This is a genomic window from Bacillus sp. COPE52, from assembly GCF_003355115.1.
In the GTDB taxonomy this organism is placed as follows: domain Bacteria; phylum Bacillota; class Bacilli; order Bacillales; family Bacillaceae_G; genus Bacillus_A; species Bacillus_A toyonensis.
Window position 1 is genome coordinate 2,886,306 of the sequence record NZ_CP031292.1, and the last position, 23,607, is coordinate 2,909,912.

A 23,607-nucleotide genomic window follows, 5' to 3' on the forward strand; every position below is an offset into this window, starting at 1 on the left:
CCGATTGGTGCGGGCTGAAAATCAGTGGAATGAATAAAACCCCCACTAATTACAGTTTCACTTTATGCAGAACATTTTTTGAGAAAATGATTATTTGTTCTACTTGTTTTGTAGCATTGTATATTCCTTTTTTCATATCTAGAACACTTTTTTCACCAGACGTTTCATCGTTTCAACTGGAATAAACAAAATATGTGGCACATATGTTTAAGCATTGGTCACTTGTTGAAAGGGATGAAGAGTATGCCACAGCTGAACTTTGAAGAAAATTTGTTAACAAAAGTCGCTTGGTACTATTATAAAGATCAATTAACACAACAAGAAATCGCTTCACTTCTTCACATTTCAAGAAATAAAGTGGTTCGGTTATTAGATAAGGCGCGCAGTGAAGGAATCGTTACTTTTCACGTAAAAGGGACTGGTTTACACTGTTTGAGCATTGAGCGTGACCTAATGAAAAAATTCAACCTAAAAGATGCTTTCATTATCCCTACTCCAATAGACAATTATGCCACTTCTCTCGGAAAAGCTGCTGCACAATATTTAGAGACTCAGCTCCAGCAAGGCGATTTACTCGGTATTGGCTGGGGAGAAACGATTAGCAAAATGCTAGAAAACATTCATTTTGAAAGTTCTATTAATCTTTCAATCGTAACGCTAACAGGCGGAGTCAACCACTACCTCCCAAGAAAACAAAATTATTTACATTACATGCAAGGTGATCTTCATATTATCCCCACTCCTTTTCTTGCATCTACTACTGAAATGGCAAAAAGTATTTTATCAGAACCGAGTGTGAAAGATATGCTTCATGTCGCTTCACTTGCACAAACGGCAGTTGTCGGTATTGGAGGGTTATCTCAAGATGCTACCATTGTGAGAGAAGAAAAATTAACACTACGTGAAATGACATATATTCGTAGCCAAAACGGTACTGGCGATATTTTAGGACAGTTTTATAATACGAATGGCGATTTATTGGAGCTTCCACATCACAATCGTCTTATTGGTACGCCGCTCTCTATTCTTCGCAATATGAAACATGTCATTGGTGTTGCTGGAGGTACAGAAAAGATAGATGCAATTTATGGTGCCTTAAAAGGAAAGTTCATTCATACATTAATTACAGATGAGGAAACAGCCCTCTCCTTATTACGAAAGGATGGTGATTGTTAATGTCTACTTTATTAGCTTTTGATGCTGGTACGGGAAGTATTCGAGCTGTACTTTTTGATTTACTCGGTAATCAAATTGCGGTCAGTCAAAAAGAATGGGTTCATAAAACCGACCCTCTTTACCCAGGCTCTATGAATTTTGATGTAATTGAAAACTGGGAGCTAGTACAACAGTGCACGAAAGAAGTTCTACAAAAAAGTAATACCTCTCCTTCTTCTATTCAAGCTATTAGCGCTACTAGTATGCGAGAAGGTTTTGTTTTATATGATAAAGATGGGCAAGAAATATGGGCTTGTGCAAATGTTGATGGGCGCGCATCCGCTGAAGTTAGTGAACTAAAAGAAATTCGGTCACATCTTGAAAAAGATTTATATACAAAGTCTGGTCAAACTTTTTCATTAGGTGCTTTACCTCGCCTACTTTGGATTAAAAAACATGAACCTGAAGTCTATAGCAATATTCATACTTTTACGATGTTAAATGATTGGATTTTATATAAATTAAGCGGCGTACTGCAAATCGACCCTTCAAACGGTTGTACATCCGGAATTTTTGATTTACACAATAGAACTTGGGATAACGATGTCGCTAAAGAGTGCGGGATAACTTTACCGTTTTCACCAAAAGTAAATGAAGCTGGCACCGTGATTGGTAATGTTACAAAAGAGTGTGCAGCATTAACTGGTTTACGCGAAGGAATTCCTGTAGTCGCCGGGGGCGGAGATGCTCAAATGGCATCACTCGGAACTGGAGTCGTGAAGCCTAATCAAACATTAATATGCGGGGGCAGCTTTTGGCAACAAGAAGTGAATATTACTAAACCAATAACAGATCCGCATGCTGCGATTCGCGTAAATTGCCACGTCGTTCCAAACCTATGGCAATATGAAACGATTGCCTTTTTCCCAGGTCTCGTTATGCGCTGGTTTCGAGATGCCTTTTGCCAAGAAGAAAAGAAACTTGCAGAAAAACTCGGTGTAGATGCTTATGAATTGTTAGAAGAACAAGCGAAAGACGTACCGGTCGGTTCACATGGCATTATCCCTACTTTTTCAAACGTCATGAACTACATTTCTTGGCGTCATGCCGCACCTTCTTTTTTAAATTTAAGCTTAGATGCTGACAAATGTGGAAAAAAAGAAATGTTCCGCGCTATCGAAGAAAATGCCGCCTTCGTTACACTTGGTAACTTAAAATTAATAGAAAATCTAACTGGTACGTTCCCTTCTGAAGTTATTTTTGCTGGCGGCGCCGCTAAAGGAAAACTTTGGCCACAAATTCTTTCAGACGTACTCGGAATTCCTGTTAAAGTACCTGTTGTGAAAGAAGCAGCTGCTTTAGGAACTGCGATTGCTGCTGGTGTTGGTGTTGGCATATATTCATCTATAGGAGAGACTGCCGAACAGTTTGTACAGTGGGAAAACACATTCGAACCAGTTACTGAAAATCACGAACTATATAAGGCGTTCTATGAAACTTGGAAAACTGTGTATGACAGTCAGCTCACTTTAGCTGATATAGGACTTACATCACATATGTGGATAGCACCAGGTGCACTGTAACACATTACATAAAGGAGTGAAATGTATGCGAAAAGCGAATGAAAATGATTTCTCCTATCGCTTCGGTGATAACGGGCCGAAATATTTAATACAAGGTCCAAATATTGATCTTGGCCTTGTTGTCATTCAGCCTGGGCAAGAGTTTCAAAATCATTACCATACAACATGCGAGGAAGTCTTTTATGCATTAGAAGGAGAAATAGACTTCTATGTAAATAATGAAAGAGTTCCAATTAAACAAGGTGATGTCTTACAAGTTCGTCCTCATGAATCTCATTATCTTATTAACCATTCTGACAAACCTTTTAAAGCTGTTTTTATAAAGTCACCACATTTACCAAATAAAGATACTGTACAAACGGAAAATCCAACATTAACGAAGGAGTGATTTCGAATGACTTGGGGATTTAAAAATCGATTAAATACAATTTTACCTGATGGAAGAGCGGTTATGTTAGCGATCGACCATGGCTATTTTTTAGGACCGATTCACGGACTAGAACAACCATTAGAAACAGTTAAAAACTTACTTCCTTATACAGATTCCCTTTTTTTAACGCGAGGTGTACTTAGCTCTTGTATTCCTGAAAACTGCAGCACACCGATGGTTATGCGTGTATCTGGCGGAGCTACTGTCGTCGGTAAAGATTTAGCGAACGAAACTATTGTTACACCTGTGAAAGAAGCAGTAAAACAAAACGCAATTGGCGTCGGCGTTTCTGTCTTTGTTGGATCAGACTATGAAACACAAACGGTTTCAAATCTCGCAAACGTAGTTTCAGAAGCTCATGATTACGGATTACCAGTTCTCGGCATTACCGCGGTCGCAAAAGAACTACAAAAACGAGAGGCACGCTTCCTCGCACTCGCTTCCCGCGTATGTGTTGAAATGGGTGCTGACATTATTAAAACGTACTACTGTGAAGGATTCGAAAAAATAACGAGCACATGCCCTGCCCCAGTCGTCATCGCCGGTGGACCGAAACTAGATTCAATCGAAGACGCATTAAACATTACGTACAATGCACTGCAAGAAGGTGCAATTGGAGTAGACATGGGCCGAAACATATGGCAATCCGAACACCCCGCTGCGATGATTCAAGCGATTCATGGTATTGTGAAGAACGGATTGAATGTGAAAGAGGCGCTGGAATTATATGATGATGTAAAAAACTAAGATAAAAGATAGACTATTACACTTAAATATATACAAAATCAATATTTACTATTAGGAAAAGCCCATATCTAACATATGGGCTTTCTTTTACATTTTTAATTGTTCCGAATCTAATCCGATTTCTACAGATCGCGTACGTTCCAAACAATCTCACCTCGTTCACCAAACGTACTGTGATGCCGCTTAAATCCTATCTTTTCTAATACCCGGAAGGACGCCGTATTCCAAGCACCTACAGTTGACCAAAGTCTTTTGCGACCCGTAGCAATCGCAGCCTCCAGTACTGCTGATGCCGCCTCTGTCGCATAACCCATGCGATGAGCACTGCGGAACAACTCATATGCAATCTCCGGCTCTTCAAGCGTGGAACGACCGATAATTAAGCCACAGTATCCGATGAAATCGCCTTCGTCTCGTCTACGAATCGTGAGAAGGGATATGCCATTTTCGGTTGCTTTCTTGCGCTTCTCAATAAGATCGTTACGAACAGATTCAACGGTTGGCATTTCCACTCCACGTTCACCAATTAGTTCTCTAAGCCAGACTGCATCGGATTCCTCCCACATATTCAGGTCAAGTCGTTCCGTTTTCAACTGGAACGCCATAGCTTTAAATGAAGCTGTCATAATGAAAACCTCCTATTTATTTCACTGTACTACTTATAATGGTTTCGTACTGCACCATATGGGAAACCTGCTTAATTCTCTAAATTTTCTAGTATCAGTATACATTATTGGTATTTTATGCATAAGCAATTCCTTTGCAAAATAGACCTTGTTATGAAACTTTATTTCAAATCTATAATATTTAGTTTAAGAGGAATACCCTCTAGTTTATAAACATTTTGATGTTCACTTATCATACAAATAAAATGCTCAAGCCCCTTTCCAAACTGGATAAGGGGCTATATTCACATCTTCAAAACAATTTCTCTTATTGCTATCGAACTTTCTTACCATCTTTATAGTCAAGGCACGATACTTCAATTAACAATCCATTAAACATTGTAAAATAAAAACCATAACTACTACCTCTCATCACATAAGGTGCCTTGTCTATTTCAATGCCCCCAGCTACTAAACGATTATATGATTTATCAACTTCATTTGTAGTTTCCACTAAAAAACCAATATGAAAAGCTTCTGGATACGTAACGTCCTTATTCCCCTTGAATGCTTTTGGATCACTTAATACAAGTATAAATCCACTCTCATCGCTCATCACTACAAGTGCCTTTCCTTTTTGCTCCAAAAATTGAAAATCAAAAAAAGTTTCAAAGAAATGTCTCGCTTCTAATAAATCATCAACACATAAATTCAAATGATTCAACTTCATTCACTCATCTCCTTTTAAACAGGGGCTATACAGAAGTATTTTGACCCATATTAATAACACCCGAATGTTTAAGGTTGTATTCAAGTGTTCATTTTTTAATAGTTTAATACTTTTTTCTATCGTCTAGAACGTTTTTTCAATGCAACTTTTAAGATACAGTGAATGAAATTATACGAACGATTCGAAACGGAATATCTATTTACCAATAAAATTTAACAATCGTATTCTATTGTTTATTCTCCAAATGAATTAAACTCCACTCAATTAAGAAAACTGCTGAAGAGATTCGCTCTGTCGTGTCACCTAAAAACAGTTTATTTATAAAATCTTCAAAGTGAGTTGGTACTTTGGATAATGTTTCAATATACTTCAAAACAGATCCAGCTGAAGGTACTGGCTTGTTATTAATAGCCCATATTCCCTCTAACAATGTCCAAGTTGATGTTTGAACTATATATGATGCTTTTAACTCATCTTTTGCTTTCAGAGCAGTCTTAATTTTAATTAGCGAACTATGTAACCAATGAGAAATGCCCTTTACTTTATCACTAGCAACTCGATAGTTTTCAAATTTTTGTTTTGCTATTGCCTTTAATTCTTTCAATTCACCGCTTTTATCAAACAAAATTTTCCCTTCTAAAAATGAATATAGTTCCATCTGATTATTTTTAAAGTTTACTTGTATTTGATTAAAATCAGCATACTTATATTCAACTAAAATATCTTCTCTCATTTCAGAATAAAATCGCTTCTTTTGTCCGTCTTCTAAAAGAATATATAAGTCTAAATCCGAATCAGGATATGCATCACCTCTTGCGACAGAACCGATGAGCATAAATCCGGTTACTTTTTCTATAGATAAACATTCGTTTAAAATTATTTCCACTATTTCTTTATGTTTTTCATATGTAATAAATGAAAGGTTTTCTATCACTTACATCCCTCCAGTACTAAAAAAGAGGATACAAGTTAATTTCTACAACATGTATCCTCTGCTTATATTTTACGACTGCTGATAAGCCGCTTTCGATGATTTCACATAATAAACACCGTGTTCAACGTTAATGATATGATCTGGTTTTGGTTTACCACGGCCCGCTCTATGTCCAGCTAAATGTTCTTCACTCGTTTCCCAGTTTTTCCATGCCTCTTCAGATTCCCAGCGAATCATAACGACAACTTCTTCATCGCCGCGTCTTACTTTTTTCACAAGAACACTTAAGTCAATGAAGCCTTCAAATTTTTCAATTATACCTTCTCCAGTGAAACGTTCTACAACTATATTTGATGTACCTTCTTTTACAGTAAATGTTTTCGTTTCGATAAACATATATCCCACTCCCTCTTTGTAATTCGAATACTAGTATTCTTCTATTATAGTTGATTATGATAATTATTTTCAATTATAAAGTTTTAAATCTTTTGAATTATGCTGTTTTCTCTTCAACTGCCTCATCTAAAAATTTAAAATATGGGAGTAATATTCCTATTAAAGAAGTGACACATATAATCGCACCGATGATAAAGTATAGTGCTCTAACTCCCCACATTTCACTTAGTATGCCTCCTACTAACACACCTAACGGCATAGCGGATCGTATGAAAAATAGTCGAACTGAAAATACTTTTCCTATCATATTGTTCGGGACAGTTTGTTGGCATATTGTCGTGTTATGAACATTGAAAAATGCGATGCAAACACCTGCAATCACTTCAGTTATTACCGCAATTATTATACTATGATTGAACCCTAGCGAAATGTATGTGAGCCCTCCTATAAACAATCCACCAAGCATAAGTATACGCCGGCTTTTATATGTTACTTTTCCGACTAGTATAGATCCAACTACATAGCCAAGCGGAAATCCTGCCAAAAAGTAACCGTACTCCGCATATCCCGCTGACAGCTCGTCTTTTATATAAGGAAGGTTTGTGACCATCGTTACCCCTACTCCAAATTGTACGAAAGTAAGAAATATACCGAGCCAAACGATGATTGGTTTTGTGAAAAAGTATGTAAAACCGTGAAGAAACTGTTCTAGCCACGTTTTTCTCAGTTCTTGTTTTACCCTTTCCTCCTTTATGAAAAGTAACAATCCCCCACTTATAAATAGACACATACATACGAGCAATATAGTTAATTTGATTCCAATGAATTTAATAACGATGCCACCTAATACTGGCGCAAGAAACATCATAAGACGAGTCATCCCATCAATATACGCATTTGCCTCTTGAAGATTCTCTTTACTTACAATGTTCGGTGTAATTGCTTGACTTGCAGGTGTATAAAGCGGTGTAATGAGCCCAATTATAATTTGAACGACATACACGTGCCAAACTTCTATATTACTAGTAACTACCATGACTAAAGGTAGTAAGAAAACAGATGCCCGCATCCATTGCGAAAAAATCATAATCCACTTTCGGCTCCATTTATCAATAAATGGTCCGCTTATTAGTTGCAGTATGAGAGATGGGATAAAATATAATAACCACATACTACTTAATGCTGTTTTTGATCCCGTTAACTCATAAACAAGAATTGAATTACACAACGTCCCGAAAGCTCCGCCTAATTCCGAAATTGCGCTACCAATCCACATAAAAAAGAATGAACGATTTTTCAATACACTCTTCACTATAGCTCACCAACTTTTCTATTTAATTCCTCCCTTTATGTACATTCTCGTTGTATATTATCTATTTAAAAATACATCTAATTCTTTCGCTAACGACTGCACTGCTTTTTTTCTCAATACATATTTTCCGTCATGTATATCAACTAACTTAGCCGAACGTAATAATTTTAAATGATGATGCACTGTCGATTTACCAAGTTGCAGTCTTTCCGTAATTTCCTGCAATGTACGTTCTTTTTCAAACAACATTTTTACAATTCGTAATCTCGCTTCATCCCCAAGTGCTTTATGTTTTTGAACTAAAAAATAATTCGGCTCATACGGATCTTCTGGATGTATACTTTCATTTGCGACAGGATAATGAAACACTTTCGTATCTTCAATATCAGCTTCTATATTCCACGGCCTGTACGTCAGTTGTGGGATAAGAAGTACGTAATGAACACTTGGCTCTGGCATATAGTTAACGCCGCCAGTCGCCCACTCGACAAACTCTTCCGGTTTCATCTTTTTATTCATTTCATTCTTTGCTTCATAGTCTCGCTCTAATATAGAAAGTAATTGCTCTTCCTCTTTTTTAATAACGCTCTCATACCATCCTGTCATAACGGCGATTAAATGGTCCTTTAGTTCTTGTATATCACTATTACATATAAAGCTAATATACGTAGAGAAAAACTGATGATCCTGTGTCAGTTCCTTTAATTTTTGTATTGCAGTTACGTCTCCATTTCCTGCTAAACGTCTTTTTTCTTCATACTTCTCTCCTACAAAGGGTAAACATATATACTTTAAATCTTCTTCTGAAAGCGAATCGATATTCGCAATAAACTGTGATAGATTTTGAAAATCTCCTTCATACAACAACTGAAGCAGCGCTTTCCACGTATTATGCTCTTCTACAAACTGTAAGTGCTCCCTCATTTCTTCTGTTAATGATTGTCTAATTTCTTCCCATTCGCTTTGGGATTTTTCAAGTGTGTCTATTAACCTTTTATGAGTAATTGCCGCAATACCAAGTGCACATTCGAAAAGTATCGAATACTTCATTTGAATATGGTACGTTTCCCTCTTTCTACTCGTTACATGAAAGACTTCCATTTGATCCCCTCCTTATTTGCTATATATTGAATTCTATAACTATCGAATAATACCTTCTATATTTTTAGAATTATATTACAATTACTGAAAACTAAAGACTATGATAATCTTTTTAATCCATACTCCATTAAAACGCCGATTGTTAAATACCTTATTAATAATGGAGGTTCCTTTTTTAGCTCTTTTATACGTTGCAGTTCATATTCTTGTTCTACTATAAGGCAGGCATATTGAAGAGAAAGGAGAATGTATTACATGGAGAAAAATAATGTAGAAAGCGTATGTTTATTTTTGCAATTACTAAAGTTAAGAATACAAAAGATGTTTATTAAAAAAGAATTAAAAAAGTATACTTGGCAACAAACAGTAAAGCGAACGCTTCAAGTACATGATGCCTTACAATCTTCATTAACATCTCTTCAAGAAGCAGAGCTGGATCAACCGATTCCTTCTCTACCTGTTTGGCAACAATATATGAATATCCTTTTGCACGATGCTTATCATACAGGACAAATTATACAACTTCGGAAACTCCAAGGTTCATGGCCAACTCATCGTTCTTATTTATAAATAATGATTAAAATTGCTTAAGTTTAACATGCCACAAAACAATTGAACGCAGTTAACTGTTACATCAATTTCTCTCCCGTAATTACTACCATTACCCAAGATAAAGTAATAAGAAAAAGAGCATCGTAACAGACATAGTCTAGATACGAACCGAAAGAAGTGAAAACGTTAGGTTTTATAAAATTACTTTTATTGCTACAGATAATAAGTGGGAATCTACCGAAGGACCTTTTTATATCAATGTCCCACATTACAAAGAACTAAATGGGCCTGCTGTAGATAATGGACAATTATTTGATTTTACATTAGCTGAATAAATTCAAAAAAAGCAAATGAGATGCTAGCTCTCATTTGCTTTTTTGTAAATCTATGTTTATTAATAGTATAAAATATTAGCCCAAACCAATCGGGTATTTCCAGACCGTAATCCCCCATCTAACTTCTTCACATGCGCCGCTTATTGATTCATTTGCGCATCGTTCAATAGCTCAATTATTTCACTTAACATTTCTTCTGTAAATGCGCCTGCACTAAAGTTTACTAACGCTCGTAACGGCATGTAATTTAGCATAGCATCCATCATTTCAGAGGCATCACTATCCCCTTCAGCCATACTTGCAAACGGGCTGTCTTTTAATGCTTTTTCCATAAGCTCTTTTGCAATTGGTGCTAACATTCGGTCCGCAAATATGTCCCCTAGTAACGTATTTCGATGCACTGTTTTTTTAATTATAGTCGTTGATTGAACGAATATGTTATCTTGTAAAACAATCTCTCTTGAAGACTTTCCTACTAAAATTTCGAATTCACCTGTTTCAACATGCCAGTCCTTCAATTCAACATTATAATAAGCAAATGACCTGTTATTTAAAGTAAAACTAACCGTTTTTTCTTCTCCCGGTTGCAACTCTACTTTTTCAAATCCTTTTAATTCTTTTTCAGGACGAATCATACTACTTTCAACATCTTTTATATACAGCTGAACAATTTCTTTCCCAGCTATACTACCAGCATTTTTCACGTTTACAAGAACAGAAACAGTATCCGTATCCTTTATCTCGTTTTTACTTATTGAAAGTTTACTATACTCAAAGTTTGTATAACTTAACCCAAAGCCAAATGGGAACAATGGTTCAATATTTTTTGCATCATAATAACGGTATCCAACGAACACGCCTTCTTTATATTCTACTTTATCACCTTCACCCGGGAAGTTTAAGTAAGAAGGATTATCGCTTAAAACTTCCGGGAATGTTTCTGCTAGCTTCCCACTTGGATTCGCATCACCAAATAATAAATCAGCAATTGCTCCGCCTAATGCTTGGCCACCTAAATAGCCTTCAAGTATTCCTTTTACTTTACCTATCCATGGCATTTCAATTGGCGCACCATTACTTAAAACTACAACGATATTACTTTGAACTTCAGCAATAGCCTCAATTAATTGCACGTGATTTTCTGGCATTTGTAAATGTTTTCGATCAAAGCCTTCTGATTCATAACGATCTGGAAGCCCAACGAAAAGGACAGCTGTATCTGCGCTCTCAGCTATTTTTTTTGCTTCATTAATCAAGTTTTCATCTACGTCATCGCTTGCAAGATCATAGCCTTGTGCAAATAAAATGTTCGTTTTTTCACCTGATACCATTTCAAGTTCTTCAAAAATACTTTCAAGCTTTGTTGGATTAATATGAGAGCTTCCGCCGCCTTGATAACGTGGTTGCTTTGCAAATTCTCCAATTACCGCTACCGTCCCCTCTTTTTTTAGCGGAAGAATGGAATCTTCATTTTGTAACATAACCATACTTTCACTTGCAACTTCCCTTGCAAGCTGATGATGCGTGTCCTTACTATACGTAGCGTTTTCTAATTGATTATCATAAGCTTTAAAAATAATGTAAAGAAGACGCTCAACTGCTTGATCAAGCTTTTCTACACTTAGCTCACCACAATGAATTGCATCAATAATTTTCTTCTCACCAATTCCAAAGCTTGAAGGCATTTCTAACTCTAAACCGTTCGCTAAACTTGCAACACGTTCATTTACTGCGCCCCAATCAGATACGACAAAGCCTTCAAATCCCCATTCATCTTTTAAAATATCATGTAACAAATAGTTATTTTCCGAAGCGTATTCACCATTTACTTTATTGTAAGCACTCATTACTGTCCAAGGCTGTGCTTCCTTAATAACATCTTCAAAGCTTGCAAGGTAAATTTCACGTAAAGTTCTTTCATCAACAATTGCATCTACAGACATTCTGCGATGCTCTTGATTATTAACTGCGAAATGCTTTAATGACGTTCCAATGCCTTGACTTTGGACGCCTTTAACATGATTTATAGCCATTTGCGATGATAAATACGGGTCCTCTGAAAAATATTCAAAATTTCTTCCGCATAGCGGTGAACGTTTAATATTTGCACCTGGTCCAAGGAGAACACCTACATGTTCAGCCTGACATTCTTCTCCTAATGCAACTCCTACTTCATGTATTAAGTCTTTATTCCATGTACTTGCTAACCCTACTGCTGAAGGGAAACAAGTCGATGGAATACTGTTATAAATCCCTAAGTGATCTGCTCCCTCTGCCTGTTTTCTTAGACCATGTGGTCCATCAGTTACCATAATTGATGGAATCCCTAATCGTTCAATCCCTTTTGTATTCCAAAAGTCTAATCCAGAACATAGACTTGCCTTTTCTTCTAGCGTCATTTCAGAAATGATTTTCTTAATATCTCTTTTCATGATAGCCCTCCTAAAAAACATATAAGTAAACGCTTTCTTAATGATATTATAGTTATTATCTTTTAGATATTATGGTATATTTTTTAGAATGCTTGTAAAAATTTTAGCTGTTTTTTAAAGAATAGAGGTTAAAATAATGAATTGTTCCAAACGAGAAGATCTATATTATATTTGTAAGCTAGTCTTTGATCTACATAAAACACCTATCTATTTTCTTACTAACAAAGGAGATTTAGTATTTGAAATCTCGTCCAATATTCTGCATAACCCTATGTATTCTTCCAAAGAGGCAATACTGAATGAACTATATAAGGAACAGCCTTCCTATACTTTTCCGTCACTAGTAGAGACCGCCTTTCTCGAAAACTTTTTCGCAATTCATCTGCGTTTGAACGACCAAATTAGTGGGAATATAATTGTTGGACCAGTCCTTTATTCCAGGCTATCAGAAACATCAATTAACGGCATTGTTAATGATCTTCAACTAAAAATAAACAAAGAAGAAATGATTCGATATTATCGTTCTCTACCCGTATTAAATAATATGAGTTTTTTAAATGTAAGTTTAGTGCTTTATTACATGCTATATCAGAAACAGTTGGACATAGCTGATATACTGCAAAAAAACATGCTAATAAAAAAGGTGGAATTCGAAATTGAACAGCCTGATGTACATATATCAGAGCAACGACAAAGTACATTAACTCATATCGATCCACTAGCCGAGAGGAAAATATTTGAATGTATTAAGCAAGGGAAAAAGGAGGAGTTAATTAAAAATCTAAGGAGATTACCTGAATCAGGAGAACTTGGGGTGTTATCAAAGACAAGTCACCTGCGAAGCCAAAAGAATTCTGCCATTGCAGCTATTACACTTGCAACTAGATCTGCTATTGAAGGCGGAGTTTTCCCTGAAATCGCATATACTATTAGTGATTTATTTATACAAAAACTCGAAGAAATACATAAAAATGAAGCAATTCCCCCTTTTTTAGAGAATGCTTTACTTGAGTTTGCAGAACGTGTCAAAAATAGTACAATGCAGCAACATTCAAAACATATAAACGTATGTCAAAATTATATATTCACTCATCTTTATGGTGATATTACACTAAATATCCTTGCAGAAATAGTCACATTAAACCCTAGTTATTTATCTTCCCTTTTCAAAAAAGAAGTTGGAATTTCTTTAAATGAATATATTCAGCGTGCGAAAGTCGATGAGTCAAAAAAGTTAATGACATATACGAGACATTCTATATCCGAAATTTCTACATTACTAAATTTTCACGACCAAAGTCATTTTACAAAGGTATTTAAAAAACATACTGGTATTTCGCCTAAACAATTTAAAAATGGATGCAGTTATTAGTTATCCTTCGTTCCGTCAATAGATTTAATTTGTTGCTTTACATTCCTAATACATATACTTTATAAAGCGAAAACATTAATTGTTAGTACATTAATTGAAATAGATGAATGCTAAACATAATTCACATTCATCATAACTCCTGATCATAATCCAAATTTGGAAGAATAGAGGCTTTTTTATATACAAATAATAAGCCTCAAGGAGTTGTTGACATGCATTTCATATTAAATATGTTAGGGATTTTTGTTGTAATATTAATCGTCTTCCTTTGTTCGCCTAATAAAAGAAAAATAAAATGGAGACCAATCGTTATTCTAATCATATTGGAGCTTTTTATTACGTGGTTTATGTTAGGCACCAAATTGGGCAGTATTATTATTAATAAAATTGCGTCATTTTTCAGTTGGCTACTATCGTGCGCGAATGAAGGTATTCGTTTTGCATTTCCTTCAGCTATGGAAAATCAAACAGTTGATTTCTTCTTTAGCGCCTTACTTCCTATCATTTTTGTTATCACTTTTTTTGATATCCTTTCCTACTTTGGAGTCTTAACTTGGATCATTGATAAAGTTGGTGCACTTATTTCTAAGATTTCTCGTTTACCAAAGTTAGAAAGTTTCTTTTCCATTCAAATGATGTTTTTAGGAAATACGGAAGCACTTGCGGTTGTTCGTGATCAATTATCTGTTTTAAAAGAAAATCGTTTGTTGACTTTTGGAATTATGAGTATGAGTAGTGTCAGCGGATCCATTCTTGGTGCTTATCTATCAATGGTTCCAGCAACATATATTTTCAGCGCTATTCCTTTAAACTGTATTAACGCATTAATTTTAGCTAATGTTTTAAACCCTATTGAAGTTACGAAAGAAGAAGATGTTGTTTATAAACCTTCAAAAAATGAAAAAAAAGATTTCTTTTCTACTATTTCAAACAGTATGTTAGTCGGAATGAATATGGTAATCGTTATTTTAGCTATGGTAATTGGATATGTAGCTTTAACAGCATGTTTAAATGGCATTTTAAGCTTTTTTGTAGCAGGTTTAACAATTCAAAAAATCTTCTCCATTATCTTTAGCCCCTTTGCTTTTTTACTCGGTTTAACAGGTAAAGATGCTATGTATGTAGCTGAATTAATGGGAATCAAAATCACAACGAATGAATTTGTTGCCATGATGGATTTAAAATCAAACTTAAAGTCTTTACAACCGCATACGATTGCTGTTGCAACTACATTTCTAGCCTCTTTTGCTAACTTTAGTACAGTAGGTATGATATACGGAACTTACAATTCATTATTTGGCGGAGAAAAATCATCAATAATCGGTAAAAATGTTTGGAAGCTTCTTGTTAGCGGAATGGCTGTTTCCTTGTTAAGCGCTATGCTCGTGGGGCTTTTTGTGTGGTAAATCAATACTTATAATAACGAAAGACACCTAAATGAAATTGGGTGTCTTTCGTTATTATTTCACTTTTTCTTTTATAATTTTTATCCCCGAATCTGTCCATTCCCACGAATCACATATTTTGTAGAAGTTAATGCAGGAAGTCCCATTGGTCCCCTTACGTGTAGCTTTTGCGTACTGATGCCAATTTCTGCACCAAATCCGAATTCAGATCCATCCGTAAAACGAGTCGATGCATTATGATAAAGTGCTGCGGCATCAACGGATGTGAAAAACTTGCTGACGTTTTCCTCGTTCTCTGTAATAATCGCTTCGGAATGCATGGATCCATACGTATTTATGTGATGAATCGCTCCTTCTACTGTAGAAACGACTTTAACTGCTAGCGTGAGAGATAAAAACTCAGTTTCCCAATCCTCTTCTGAAGCGAATGCAATAGAAGAATCAATTGCCAATGCTTTCTTATCACCACGTAGCTCCACGCCTCTTTCCTTCAATAAAGAAAACAGTTCGCTACCAAATTGCTGCGCCCACTTTTCATGAAGTATAATCGTTTCAATTGCATTACATACAGATGGACGCTGCGTTTTTGCATTTATAATAATATTAAATGCCATTTGTTTATCCGCTGTTTCATCAATGAAAATATGACAATTTCCCGCACCTGTTTCAAGTACTGGAACAGACGCTTCTCTTACTACAGTATCGATTAATTGCTTGCCACCTCTTGGGATAAGAACATCCAAGTAGTCATTTAATGTAAATAACTGCTTCGCGCTATCTCGCGTCGTATCTTCTATGAGCTGTACACTTTCTTGAGGCAAGCTCGTTTGTTTGAGCGCTCGGTGAATTACAGCAACGATCGCTTTATTAGAATGGATAGCGGAAGAACTACCACGCAATATGACTGCATTTCCTGTTTTCAAACAAATTGTAGCAGCATCTACTGTCACATTCGGCCTTGCCTCGTAAATCATCCCGACAACACCAAGTGGTACTCGCATCTCCTGAATAGATAGTCCATTTGGTCTTTCCCATGCACTTACACATTCCCCAACAGGATCACGTAAATCAATTAGCTGCTTAATTCCCTCAGTCATATCAATGATACGTTGTTCATTCAGCATAAGACGATCAAGGAGTGACTCAGAAAATCCTTTTGCCTTACCTTCTTCAATATCCCGTTTGTTTTCCTCTACAATATAAGCTGTTTCTACTATCAACTGATCAGCAATTGCGGTAAGTGCTTCATTTTTTTGATTTGTAGATGTAAGCACAAGTTCTCTAGCAACCTCTTTCGCTTTTTTCCCCTTTGCCAACACTTCATTCATTTTTATTTCCTCCTTTTTAAAGGTTAATCCGTATATTATTTGAGAACCATTTAACACGAGTATCTAAAACTTACCTGCCCATTCAAATTTGCGTGCTCTCTTTTCTTAAAATGAAACCCAATGATCTCTATGGATGACTTCATAATTATGCCTTTCGCCTCTTGCTTGAATATCTTGGCTTTGCATACCTTTTAAATTCCTTAGTTCCTCCGCGCTATATGTGCATTGTCCTTTTCCTATTACGCGCCCTTGTTGCGTAATTACTTCCACGACTTCACCCACTTGGAAAAATCCTGACACATTTGTAACACCAGCAGGAAGAAGGCTCTTTCCATGTTGAATGATAGCAGTAGCTGCTCCGGCATCTACTTCAATTTGACCGCTAACAAGCGAATGCAAGGCGATCCATTGCTTGTTCATTTTAATTACTTTTTGAGGAGCATTACCGATATACGTTCCATCACCTTTGCCCTTCAAAACATCTAAAAACTTTTCCTGTCCACGTCCTGTTCCGATAAATACACTCACTCCAAGAGATAGCGCCGTCTTTGCAGCATCGATTTTTGATTTCATACCGCCAGTTCCAAGTTTTGAACCAGCATCTCCAGCAAGAGAAGCGATTTCTTCCGTAACTTCAGGAAGAAAATAATATTTTTTCGCATCCGTATTTTTTTGAGGATTTTTGTCATATAAGCCGTTCACATCCGTAAAAATCATAAGTATATCTGCCGACACAAGTCCGCTTACTAAAGCTGACAGCATATCATTATCACCGAACGTCAGCTCCTCTAAAGAAATGGAATCATTTTCATTGATGATAGGAAGAGCGGAACGGTTTAGTAGCTCTCCTAAAGTAGCGTAAGCATTACTGTATTGTTCTTTTCTAGAAAAATCACTTCTCGTTAATAAAAGTTGTGCAGTAACAATATCATATTTACGGAACTCCTCTGTGTACGCCTGCATTAATAAACTTTGTCCGACAGCTGCTGCAGCCTGTTTCCCTTTAGTTGTCACTGGTCTGCTAGGATACCCAAGAGCAGAAAAACCTGCTGCGACGGCTCCAGATGTAATTAACAAAACTTCATGCCCTTCCTGTTTCAGTCGTACCAATGCGGCAACGTGATCTGAAAGTTGTTCTTTAGAAATGCCTCCATGACTATCTGCCAAGGAACTACTCCCTATCTTTACAACAATTCGTTGTTTTTTCACTTTTGTAACCCCCAAGTCTAAAATCAAAGTTTTTATACATTACACTTCTATTCATTCAGTTTGCAGCTATATTTATTCTCATCCATGCTGCCCTGTAGTATGAAAGAGCAAAATAAAAATGACCGCTTCGCCCTTAATAAAATAATAAGGACGAAACGGTCATTGTTCCGCGGTACCACCTTGATTGATATACATAGATATCCACTTGACGCCTATAACGCAGGCGAACGCCTAAACTTTCATTTAAGACTCAGGGATAGGTTCGATACATTCTATACGAGGAATCTTTCAGCCGGTGAATTCCACTCTCTTTCGTAAGAAGACATATGTACTAATTCCCTTCAACGATTTTCGATCTGATTTTTTTATATTATGCGATATAGTTCGATTCAGTGTCAAGAGGTATTTTTAAAAATAAATAGAGCCGCAAGTTACTTGTATGAAATTATCGCCCTATTGAATGAAAATAAAAATTGATATAAGTTTAACTCATATTCATAAGCATAAAACCTTAAATTATAGTGTATATATTTACATAATGTCGAATATAATTAATTTTTATCTTTTAGTGTTGCAAAAAGGAATATATTCTCTTAGAATGTTTCTTTATATTGCACAGGGATGTTATTATTATTCTAAGATAATAATATCAAACCGATATAACTAATTATAAAAGGAGCAAGATCGAGTTATTATGAACAAACAAATTGGATTCATCGGATGCGGAAATATGGGGATGGCTATAATTGGCGGTATGATAAACAATAATATAGTATCTTCAAATAAAATCATGTGTTCAGATTTGAACACTATGAATTTAAAAAATGCTAGTGAAAAATACGGGATAACTACAACTACTGACAACAATGAAGTAGCTAAAAATGCTGATATTTTAATTTTATCAATCAAACCAGACTTATCCTCCTCCGTAATTAATGAAATAAAAGAAGTGATCAAAAACGACGTTATCGTCGTAACAATCGCTGCAGGGAAAAGCATTAATAGTACTGAAGATGCCTTTGATAAAAAATTAAAGGTTGTGAGAGTAATGCCTAATACTCCTGCTCTTGTTGGAGAAGGAATGTCTGCTTTATGCCCTAACGAAATGGTTACAGAAAAAGATTTAGAAGATGTACTAAACATTTTCAATAGTTTTGGTCAAACAGAGATCGTAAGCGAAAAATTAATGGATGTTGTAACATCTGTAAGTGGTTCTTCGCCAGCATATGTATATATGATTATAGAAGCGATGGCAGATGCTGCTGTACTAGATGGTATGCCAAGAAATCAAGCATATAAATTCGCAGCTCAAGCTGTGTTAGGTTCTGCAAAAATGGTATTGGAAACAGGAATACATCCAGGTGCATTGAAAGATATGGTTTGTTCCCCAGGCGGAACGACAATAGAGGCTGTAGCAACATTAGAAGAAAAAGGCTTGCGAACAGCCATCATTTCAGCTATGCAACGTTGCACGCAAAAGTCTATTGAATTATCTAATCAAACTAAAAAGTAAACACTAATTACAAACTGTTTTTGACTATATACACATGTAGTTTACATCCCCCTATTTTCGCCAAAAGATAAACGGACAAATTCATAAATGATTGAGTTTGCCCGTTTTGTTTTTATTATATTAAAATAATTATATTCAAATCCTCTTTTTGGTTTCTATTTCTATACCTTCTCTAAGAATGTTATGTTTTCCATTCATTCACTTTTATACACACCTAACTATGACTGTGTAATTTTATTAGATACAAGTAATTTTTCAATACATATCGGTAACATATCGAATAGCGTTTCAAATGCGTAATTTACGTCTAGACGCTCTGTCCATTGATGTGCATCTTTTCCTACCGGCCCCATATTTAATACTGGAACGTCAAACTCTTCTAATTCCTGAAGTGGAATTGAATAGCCTTTATCCCATAATGGCATATTGTCTACAAGAGAACTCATTGAATCCAATGGGTTCTGTAAGCCCACATAGCTTAAATCTGAAATTCCTCCAAAATAATTTTGATTTTCAAATGTAATGCTATGATTGTATTGGGCATACTTTTCCATTTCTACAACTACCTCTTTAATGAAAGGATTGTTGCGTGAACTCACAGCTGGATAGTACGGCGGAGCGAAGAAAAGTACAATCATCGGCGCTTTTTCTTTACATAATATAGCTAATTTATCAACTAAATCGATTGTTACTGCACGATCATCTTTATCTTCTCTATTTTTTATAATATTAGATTGAATATCATTTATTGTCTCTTTTCCATGTTGTTCAATTGCATACGCGATAAGCTCTTCATACGTTAATACATTTACTTTAAGATTAGGAGGTATGAACGGATTATATTTAGAAAAACGATATGCTTGCTTCTCGTAAGACTCTTCGATTTTCTCTGCTACTTTCGTTACTTTTTGACGCAGCAACGAAACGACATCTGTCATCGATTTTTCTAGTAAAAACAAATTAAATAGTGTGACTGCACGATGCGGAATTTGTACAGAATAGTCCTCTTTTAAGTCTCTTTGAAGCAAGTTAGTTGGTGGAGGACTCGCTTCACCATCTACAATATCACAAAGGTCCGTATTCAACTCTAATTCTGCTGTTAATAATGCAGCCATATAACTCCCATTTAAGCCTGCAAAAGGTTCGCCTACATGTGTCTCTTTTCCATAGCAAAGGAAACCAGGTAACACCTTCCCAATAGAACCAGTATAAATATACTTATTTTGGTCCCCAGGATGCCTTGAAAACATAGGCTCTGAATTTAGAACCGTTTTAAATTCTAAATCATGTTCTCTTGCTAAATCTAATAATCTCGGAACAGCTGCTCTCATCCCTACGGAGTTCACTTCTTCATCTGGAACAGCTAATAAAAGAACATTCCCATCAAATCTTCCTTCACAAGCTTGCTCAACCATTGCCATTTGTAAAGCTAGACCACATTTCATATCCATTGTCCCTCTACCAAATAGCCAATCTCCCTGTTCTATATCTTCACGTACATGATCTGGTAGTTCATCTTTATGGGAGTAAAACATAGATGTTAACTTTTTAGGATGAAATGCCTCTTCTTTCCACACTCCATAATCTTGTACATCTACAACATCAAAATGACTAACAAGAATTACAGTATTTTTCGTACTATCACTTTTCTTTACTAGAGCGGTAACAAAATATCGTCCGTCCCCTGTCGGATTTTTTTGCAAATGATGCGGATTTTGTTTGAAATACTGTAAGTCAGATAATTGTTCTACAACAAAGTCTGGTAATATAACTTCAGCTTCTGAACCTGTAATACTAGGAATTTCAACAAGATTGCTTAATAACTGAATCAATTGTTCTTTTGATTGCCACTTTGACATAGTAATCCCCCTATTTTTCCGCATTATGAAAATCAATTCCAATATATGAATAAAAAATGACGACAGTTATCAAAATTATAATTCTGATGTACTGCCGATTTTTATTGAAATTTCATGAGCTGCTTCTTTTACCCTACTAATAAGAAAAGATAGTCGATCATCATTAATACGATGACTAATTAACCCAACACTTAATGCTCCTACTACTTTATGATTGAATCCGATAATAGGTGCAGCTACTGAAGCTGTCCCTTCTGTTTTTTCACCATAACTTACAGCATATCCTTCATTTTCTATTTGTTTTATTTGATTAAGAAGAATTTGCTTTTGTTCTGGTAAAGAAGAAAGTAATTGTTCTACAATGTATTCCATTTCATTCGTTTTCATATTGGCAAGCATCGTTTTATTTGCGGCGCCAATCGAAAGTGGAATCTGTTCCCCTAAGTTATCGATAACCCGAATTTTTAAAGGGCTATCAATTCTTTCAATAATAATAGAATGAGTTCCATTTGGAATGTTCAAATAGACACTTTCTTCCACTTCAGCGGCCAATCGCTTCATCACTTCCCTTGCAACAGATCTATAGTCTACCTTCTCCAATTGACGTAATCCTATTTCCATCCACATTGGCCCAATCTTGTACTGCTTTGTTTCTGAAATTTGTGTAACTAACCCATGCTCCATTAGAGAATTAAGTAATCTATGTACTGTACTAACCGGAAGATGTGTTCCATCAGCTATATCAGAAATAGCCCAATACTCTTTTTCATTTGTAGAATTTAATAGCTTAATAATACTTATCGCTCGATCAATGGACTGTACCATAATTCGCCTCAACTTTACTTGTAGTATGTTTAGCCTAATTAACTATCAATTTATCAAAAATTCAAACTGAAATCAATCAATTTATTTAATTTTCAAAATAAACAAAAGATACGCTATCAACATTTTGAAAACGCAAACAAAAAAATATTGACTTTTCTTTTTAATTATCTGAAAATTAGAACAAGATTTCACATCACGGAATACATTCCATAATACGGAAAAACATCAATTTTCATACTACCAATTTTGAAAGTGAGGAAAACAATGACGCAAGTAAACAATACAAACAATGAATTAAAGCGCACAATGAAAAGTAGACATTTATTTATGATTGCACTCGGTGGTGTGATTGGAACGGGGTTATTTAACGGATCTGGTTTTATTATAAGTAAAGCTGGACCTGGCGGATCCGTACTTGCCTTTATGGCCGGTGGATTATTAATGTATCTCGTTATGCTATGTCTTGGTGAGCTTGCTGTAGCCATGCCTGTCTCAGGTTCTTTCCAGGAATATGCAACCAAGTTTATTAACCCTGCAACTGGGTTTACAATCGGCTGGTTGTATTGGTTAAGCTGGGCGAATACGACCGGTCTTGAATTTACAACTGCCGGTATTACGATGCAGCGCTGGTTTCCTGGTATTCCCGTTTGGGTTTGGTGTTTAATATTTGGCGTTACCATATTCACTATAAACGCATTATCTGCTCGTAGTTATGCAGAAACAGAATTTTGGTTTTCAAGCATTAAAGTATCTGCCATTATCGCTTTCATTATTCTTGGTGGCGCCGCTATGTTCGGTTTTATTGACTTAAAAGGAGACGAACCAGCTCCGCTTCTTTCAAATTTCGTAAATCACGGTGGTTTATTCCCGAATGGACTTGCCGCTATTCTATTAACAATGGTTACGGTCAATTATTCCTTCCAAGGTACAGAACTTGTCGGAATCGCAGCTGGTGAAAGTGAAGATCCAGCAAAGACTTTACCTCGTTCTATTAGAAATATTATATGGCGCACGATGTTTTTCTTCGTTTTAGCAATTTTTGTTCTCGTAGCTTTAATTCCTTGGGAAGAAGCAGGATTAACAAAGAGCCCATTCGTTGCTGTTTTTGATAATATCGGTATTCCGTATGCAGCTGATATTATGAACTTTGTTATTCTTACCGCTGTTCTTTCTGTCGCAAACTCAGGACTGTACGCCGCAACTCGCATGCTTTGGTCATTATCAAAAAATGAAATGGCGCCAGCCTTTTTAAAGAAATTATCATCACGAGGAATACCACTAAACGCTTTAATCTTGACGATAGCTATTTCTGCTTTTTCTCTTTTGACAAGCGTGGTAGCTGCTGAAACGGTTTATTTATGGCTTATTTCAATTTCTGGAGTCATTACAATCATTGTTTGGATGTCAATTTGTGTTTCTCAATTCTTTTTCCGTAAACGCTATTTAGCTGAAGGTGGAAAATTAGAAGACTTAAAATTCAAAACTCCACTTTATCCACTTGTACCCATTCTTGGTTTTGGATTGTATGGCATTATATTAGTAAGTCTTATCTTTATCCCCGATCAAAGACTAGGAATCTACTGTACTGTACCATTTATCATCTTTTGCTACACTTACTATCACTTTAAGATTAAGAAAAAAATCACCAGTAGCACTCATAAAGAAGGTAAAATTAGCGAACCTTTGTAGTACTGTACGATACAGAGAAGACCGCGCATGGATTTCACCTCATGTGCGGTCTTTTATCATTCCTTCATTCATTTTCTCAGGAACAATTCCCCTA

Annotated in this window: 20 protein-coding genes and 1 other annotated feature; of the genes, 9 read left to right on the forward strand and 11 right to left on the reverse strand. The window is 35.8% G+C overall.

What is annotated here, in order from left to right; genetic code table 11:
- The first annotated feature begins 225 nt into the window (after positions 1 to 225).
- From DPQ31_RS14455 to lsrF, 4 genes are read left to right on the forward strand one after another with little or no spacing between them, the layout of a single operon-like run.
- On the forward strand, positions 226 to 1,176 hold the full coding sequence (locus tag DPQ31_RS14455; protein ID WP_002048403.1) for a sugar-binding transcriptional regulator: 951 nt from the start codon (positions 226 to 228) through the stop codon (positions 1,174 to 1,176).
- Entirely contained in the window at positions 1,176 to 2,738 is a 1,563-nt protein-coding gene (lsrK, locus tag DPQ31_RS14460) for an autoinducer-2 kinase (RefSeq protein ID WP_208732070.1), read from the forward strand. The genes DPQ31_RS14455 and lsrK overlap by 1 nt, the downstream gene beginning before the upstream one ends.
- A 25-nt stretch (positions 2,739 to 2,763) precedes the next feature.
- Positions 2,764 to 3,126, forward strand: coding sequence for a cupin domain-containing protein (locus DPQ31_RS14465; protein ID WP_001224016.1), 363 nt, complete (start codon positions 2,764 to 2,766; stop codon positions 3,124 to 3,126).
- Positions 3,127 to 3,132: 6 nt separating this feature from the next.
- Positions 3,133 to 3,915, forward strand: a complete 783-nt coding sequence (gene lsrF, locus DPQ31_RS14470; protein ID WP_000219772.1) for a 3-hydroxy-5-phosphonooxypentane-2,4-dione thiolase — start codon at positions 3,133 to 3,135, stop codon at positions 3,913 to 3,915.
- A gap of 122 nt (positions 3,916 to 4,037) precedes the next feature.
- Here the strand turns inward: lsrF and DPQ31_RS14475 are convergent, their stop codons facing one another.
- From DPQ31_RS14475 to DPQ31_RS14500, 6 genes are all read right to left on the reverse strand, one after another.
- Entirely contained in the window at positions 4,038 to 4,541 is a 504-nt protein-coding gene (locus DPQ31_RS14475; RefSeq protein WP_087969414.1) for a GNAT family N-acetyltransferase, read from the reverse strand.
- Between the two features lie 313 nt (positions 4,542 to 4,854).
- A complete protein-coding gene (locus tag DPQ31_RS14480) occupies positions 4,855 to 5,250 on the reverse strand; it encodes a VOC family protein (RefSeq protein WP_000773071.1) in 396 nt (131 codons plus the stop codon).
- 226 nt (positions 5,251 to 5,476) lie between these two features.
- Positions 5,477 to 6,184: a nucleotidyltransferase family protein gene (locus DPQ31_RS14485; protein WP_097959412.1), complete on the reverse strand. Its 708-nt coding sequence runs from the start codon at positions 6,182 to 6,184 to the stop codon at positions 5,477 to 5,479.
- 69 nt (positions 6,185 to 6,253) lie between these two features.
- Positions 6,254 to 6,580 (reverse strand): heme-degrading monooxygenase HmoA, encoded by a 327-nt coding sequence (gene hmoA, locus DPQ31_RS14490; RefSeq protein ID WP_000469501.1) that lies wholly within the window; start codon positions 6,578 to 6,580, stop codon positions 6,254 to 6,256.
- A gap of 97 nt (positions 6,581 to 6,677) precedes the next feature.
- Positions 6,678 to 7,892 (reverse strand): MFS transporter, encoded by a 1,215-nt coding sequence (locus tag DPQ31_RS14495; protein WP_097959411.1) that lies wholly within the window; start codon positions 7,890 to 7,892, stop codon positions 6,678 to 6,680.
- 57 nt (positions 7,893 to 7,949) lie between these two features.
- Positions 7,950 to 8,993 carry an ArsR/SmtB family transcription factor gene (locus tag DPQ31_RS14500; protein ID WP_097959410.1) on the reverse strand — a complete coding sequence of 348 codons (1,044 nt, stop codon included), beginning with the start codon at positions 8,991 to 8,993 and terminating at the stop codon, positions 7,950 to 7,952.
- Positions 8,994 to 9,248: 255 nt separating this feature from the next.
- Here DPQ31_RS14500 and DPQ31_RS14505 point away from each other — a divergent pair, with 255 nt between their 5' ends.
- Entirely contained in the window at positions 9,249 to 9,563 is a 315-nt protein-coding gene (locus tag DPQ31_RS14505; RefSeq protein ID WP_199631912.1) for a serine/threonine protein phosphatase, read from the forward strand.
- A gap of 457 nt (positions 9,564 to 10,020) precedes the next feature.
- Here the strand turns inward: DPQ31_RS14505 and DPQ31_RS14510 are convergent, their stop codons facing one another.
- The gene (locus DPQ31_RS14510; protein WP_208732071.1) at positions 10,021 to 12,312 is read right to left on the reverse strand and encodes a glycoside hydrolase family 3 C-terminal domain-containing protein; all 2,292 of its coding nucleotides are present in this window, start codon (positions 12,310 to 12,312) and stop codon (positions 10,021 to 10,023) included.
- A gap of 136 nt (positions 12,313 to 12,448) precedes the next feature.
- On the opposite strand from DPQ31_RS14510, the gene DPQ31_RS14515 reads away from it, so the two are divergent.
- The gene (locus DPQ31_RS14515; RefSeq protein WP_087969418.1) at positions 12,449 to 13,684 is read left to right on the forward strand and encodes a helix-turn-helix domain-containing protein; all 1,236 of its coding nucleotides are present in this window, start codon (positions 12,449 to 12,451) and stop codon (positions 13,682 to 13,684) included.
- Positions 13,685 to 13,896: 212 nt separating this feature from the next.
- Positions 13,897 to 15,090 (forward strand): nucleoside transporter C-terminal domain-containing protein, encoded by a 1,194-nt coding sequence (locus DPQ31_RS14520; RefSeq protein WP_000545491.1) that lies wholly within the window; start codon positions 13,897 to 13,899, stop codon positions 15,088 to 15,090.
- An 80-nt stretch (positions 15,091 to 15,170) separates the two neighbouring features.
- Here the strand turns inward: DPQ31_RS14520 and DPQ31_RS14525 are convergent, their stop codons facing one another.
- Positions 15,171 to 16,418 carry a glutamate-5-semialdehyde dehydrogenase gene (locus DPQ31_RS14525; RefSeq protein WP_208732072.1) on the reverse strand — a complete coding sequence of 416 codons (1,248 nt, stop codon included), beginning with the start codon at positions 16,416 to 16,418 and terminating at the stop codon, positions 15,171 to 15,173.
- A 105-nt stretch (positions 16,419 to 16,523) separates the two neighbouring features.
- Entirely contained in the window at positions 16,524 to 17,627 is a 1,104-nt protein-coding gene (proB, locus tag DPQ31_RS14530) for a glutamate 5-kinase (protein ID WP_208732073.1), read from the reverse strand.
- A 143-nt stretch (positions 17,628 to 17,770) separates the two neighbouring features.
- Positions 17,771 to 17,981: a binding site (T-box leader), on the reverse strand.
- A 340-nt stretch (positions 17,982 to 18,321) separates the two neighbouring features.
- Here proB and proC point away from each other — a divergent pair.
- Positions 18,322 to 19,140 (forward strand): pyrroline-5-carboxylate reductase, encoded by an 819-nt coding sequence (gene proC, locus DPQ31_RS14535; RefSeq protein WP_208730561.1) that lies wholly within the window; start codon positions 18,322 to 18,324, stop codon positions 19,138 to 19,140.
- 218 nt (positions 19,141 to 19,358) lie between these two features.
- On the opposite strand, the gene DPQ31_RS14540 is transcribed toward proC, so the two are convergent.
- Both DPQ31_RS14540 and DPQ31_RS14545 read right to left on the reverse strand, forming a co-directional pair.
- Positions 19,359 to 20,999, reverse strand: coding sequence for a M20/M25/M40 family metallo-hydrolase (locus DPQ31_RS14540; RefSeq protein ID WP_097959406.1), 1,641 nt, complete (start codon positions 20,997 to 20,999; stop codon positions 19,359 to 19,361).
- A 75-nt stretch (positions 21,000 to 21,074) separates the two neighbouring features.
- The gene (locus DPQ31_RS14545) at positions 21,075 to 21,824 is read right to left on the reverse strand and encodes an IclR family transcriptional regulator (RefSeq protein ID WP_098912599.1); all 750 of its coding nucleotides are present in this window, start codon (positions 21,822 to 21,824) and stop codon (positions 21,075 to 21,077) included.
- A gap of 264 nt (positions 21,825 to 22,088) precedes the next feature.
- Here DPQ31_RS14545 and DPQ31_RS14550 point away from each other — a divergent pair, with 264 nt between their 5' ends.
- Positions 22,089 to 23,513: an amino acid permease gene (locus tag DPQ31_RS14550; RefSeq protein ID WP_098821292.1), complete on the forward strand. Its 1,425-nt coding sequence runs from the start codon at positions 22,089 to 22,091 to the stop codon at positions 23,511 to 23,513.
- Positions 23,514 to 23,607 lie beyond the last annotated feature (94 nt).

Coding starts and splice junctions, on each gene's coding strand:
- lsrK (WP_208732070.1), top strand. CDS start 1,176: ATGTCTACTTTATTAGCTTTTGATGCTGGTACGGGAAGTATTCGAGCT.
- DPQ31_RS14465 (WP_001224016.1), top strand. CDS start 2,764: ATGCGAAAAGCGAATGAAAATGATTTCTCCTATCGCTTCGGTGATAAC.
- lsrF (WP_000219772.1), top strand. CDS start 3,133: ATGACTTGGGGATTTAAAAATCGATTAAATACAATTTTACCTGATGGA.
- DPQ31_RS14475 (WP_087969414.1), bottom strand. CDS start 4,541: ATGACAGCTTCATTTAAAGCTATGGCGTTCCAGTTGAAAACGGAACGA.
- DPQ31_RS14480 (WP_000773071.1), bottom strand. CDS start 5,250: ATGAAGTTGAATCATTTGAATTTATGTGTTGATGATTTATTAGAAGCG.
- hmoA (WP_000469501.1), bottom strand. CDS start 6,580: ATGTTTATCGAAACGAAAACATTTACTGTAAAAGAAGGTACATCAAAT.
- DPQ31_RS14500 (WP_097959410.1), bottom strand. CDS start 8,993: ATGGAAGTCTTTCATGTAACGAGTAGAAAGAGGGAAACGTACCATATT.
- DPQ31_RS14505 (WP_199631912.1), top strand. CDS start 9,249: ATGGAGAAAAATAATGTAGAAAGCGTATGTTTATTTTTGCAATTACTA.
- DPQ31_RS14510 (WP_208732071.1), bottom strand. CDS start 12,312: ATGAAAAGAGATATTAAGAAAATCATTTCTGAAATGACGCTAGAAGAA.
- DPQ31_RS14515 (WP_087969418.1), top strand. CDS start 12,449: ATGAATTGTTCCAAACGAGAAGATCTATATTATATTTGTAAGCTAGTC.
- DPQ31_RS14520 (WP_000545491.1), top strand. CDS start 13,897: ATGCATTTCATATTAAATATGTTAGGGATTTTTGTTGTAATATTAATC.
- DPQ31_RS14525 (WP_208732072.1), bottom strand. CDS start 16,418: ATGAATGAAGTGTTGGCAAAGGGGAAAAAAGCGAAAGAGGTTGCTAGA.
- proC (WP_208730561.1), top strand. CDS start 18,322: ATGAACAAACAAATTGGATTCATCGGATGCGGAAATATGGGGATGGCT.
- DPQ31_RS14540 (WP_097959406.1), bottom strand. CDS start 20,999: ATGTCAAAGTGGCAATCAAAAGAACAATTGATTCAGTTATTAAGCAAT.
- DPQ31_RS14545 (WP_098912599.1), bottom strand. CDS start 21,824: ATGGTACAGTCCATTGATCGAGCGATAAGTATTATTAAGCTATTAAAT.
- DPQ31_RS14550 (WP_098821292.1), top strand. CDS start 22,089: ATGACGCAAGTAAACAATACAAACAATGAATTAAAGCGCACAATGAAA.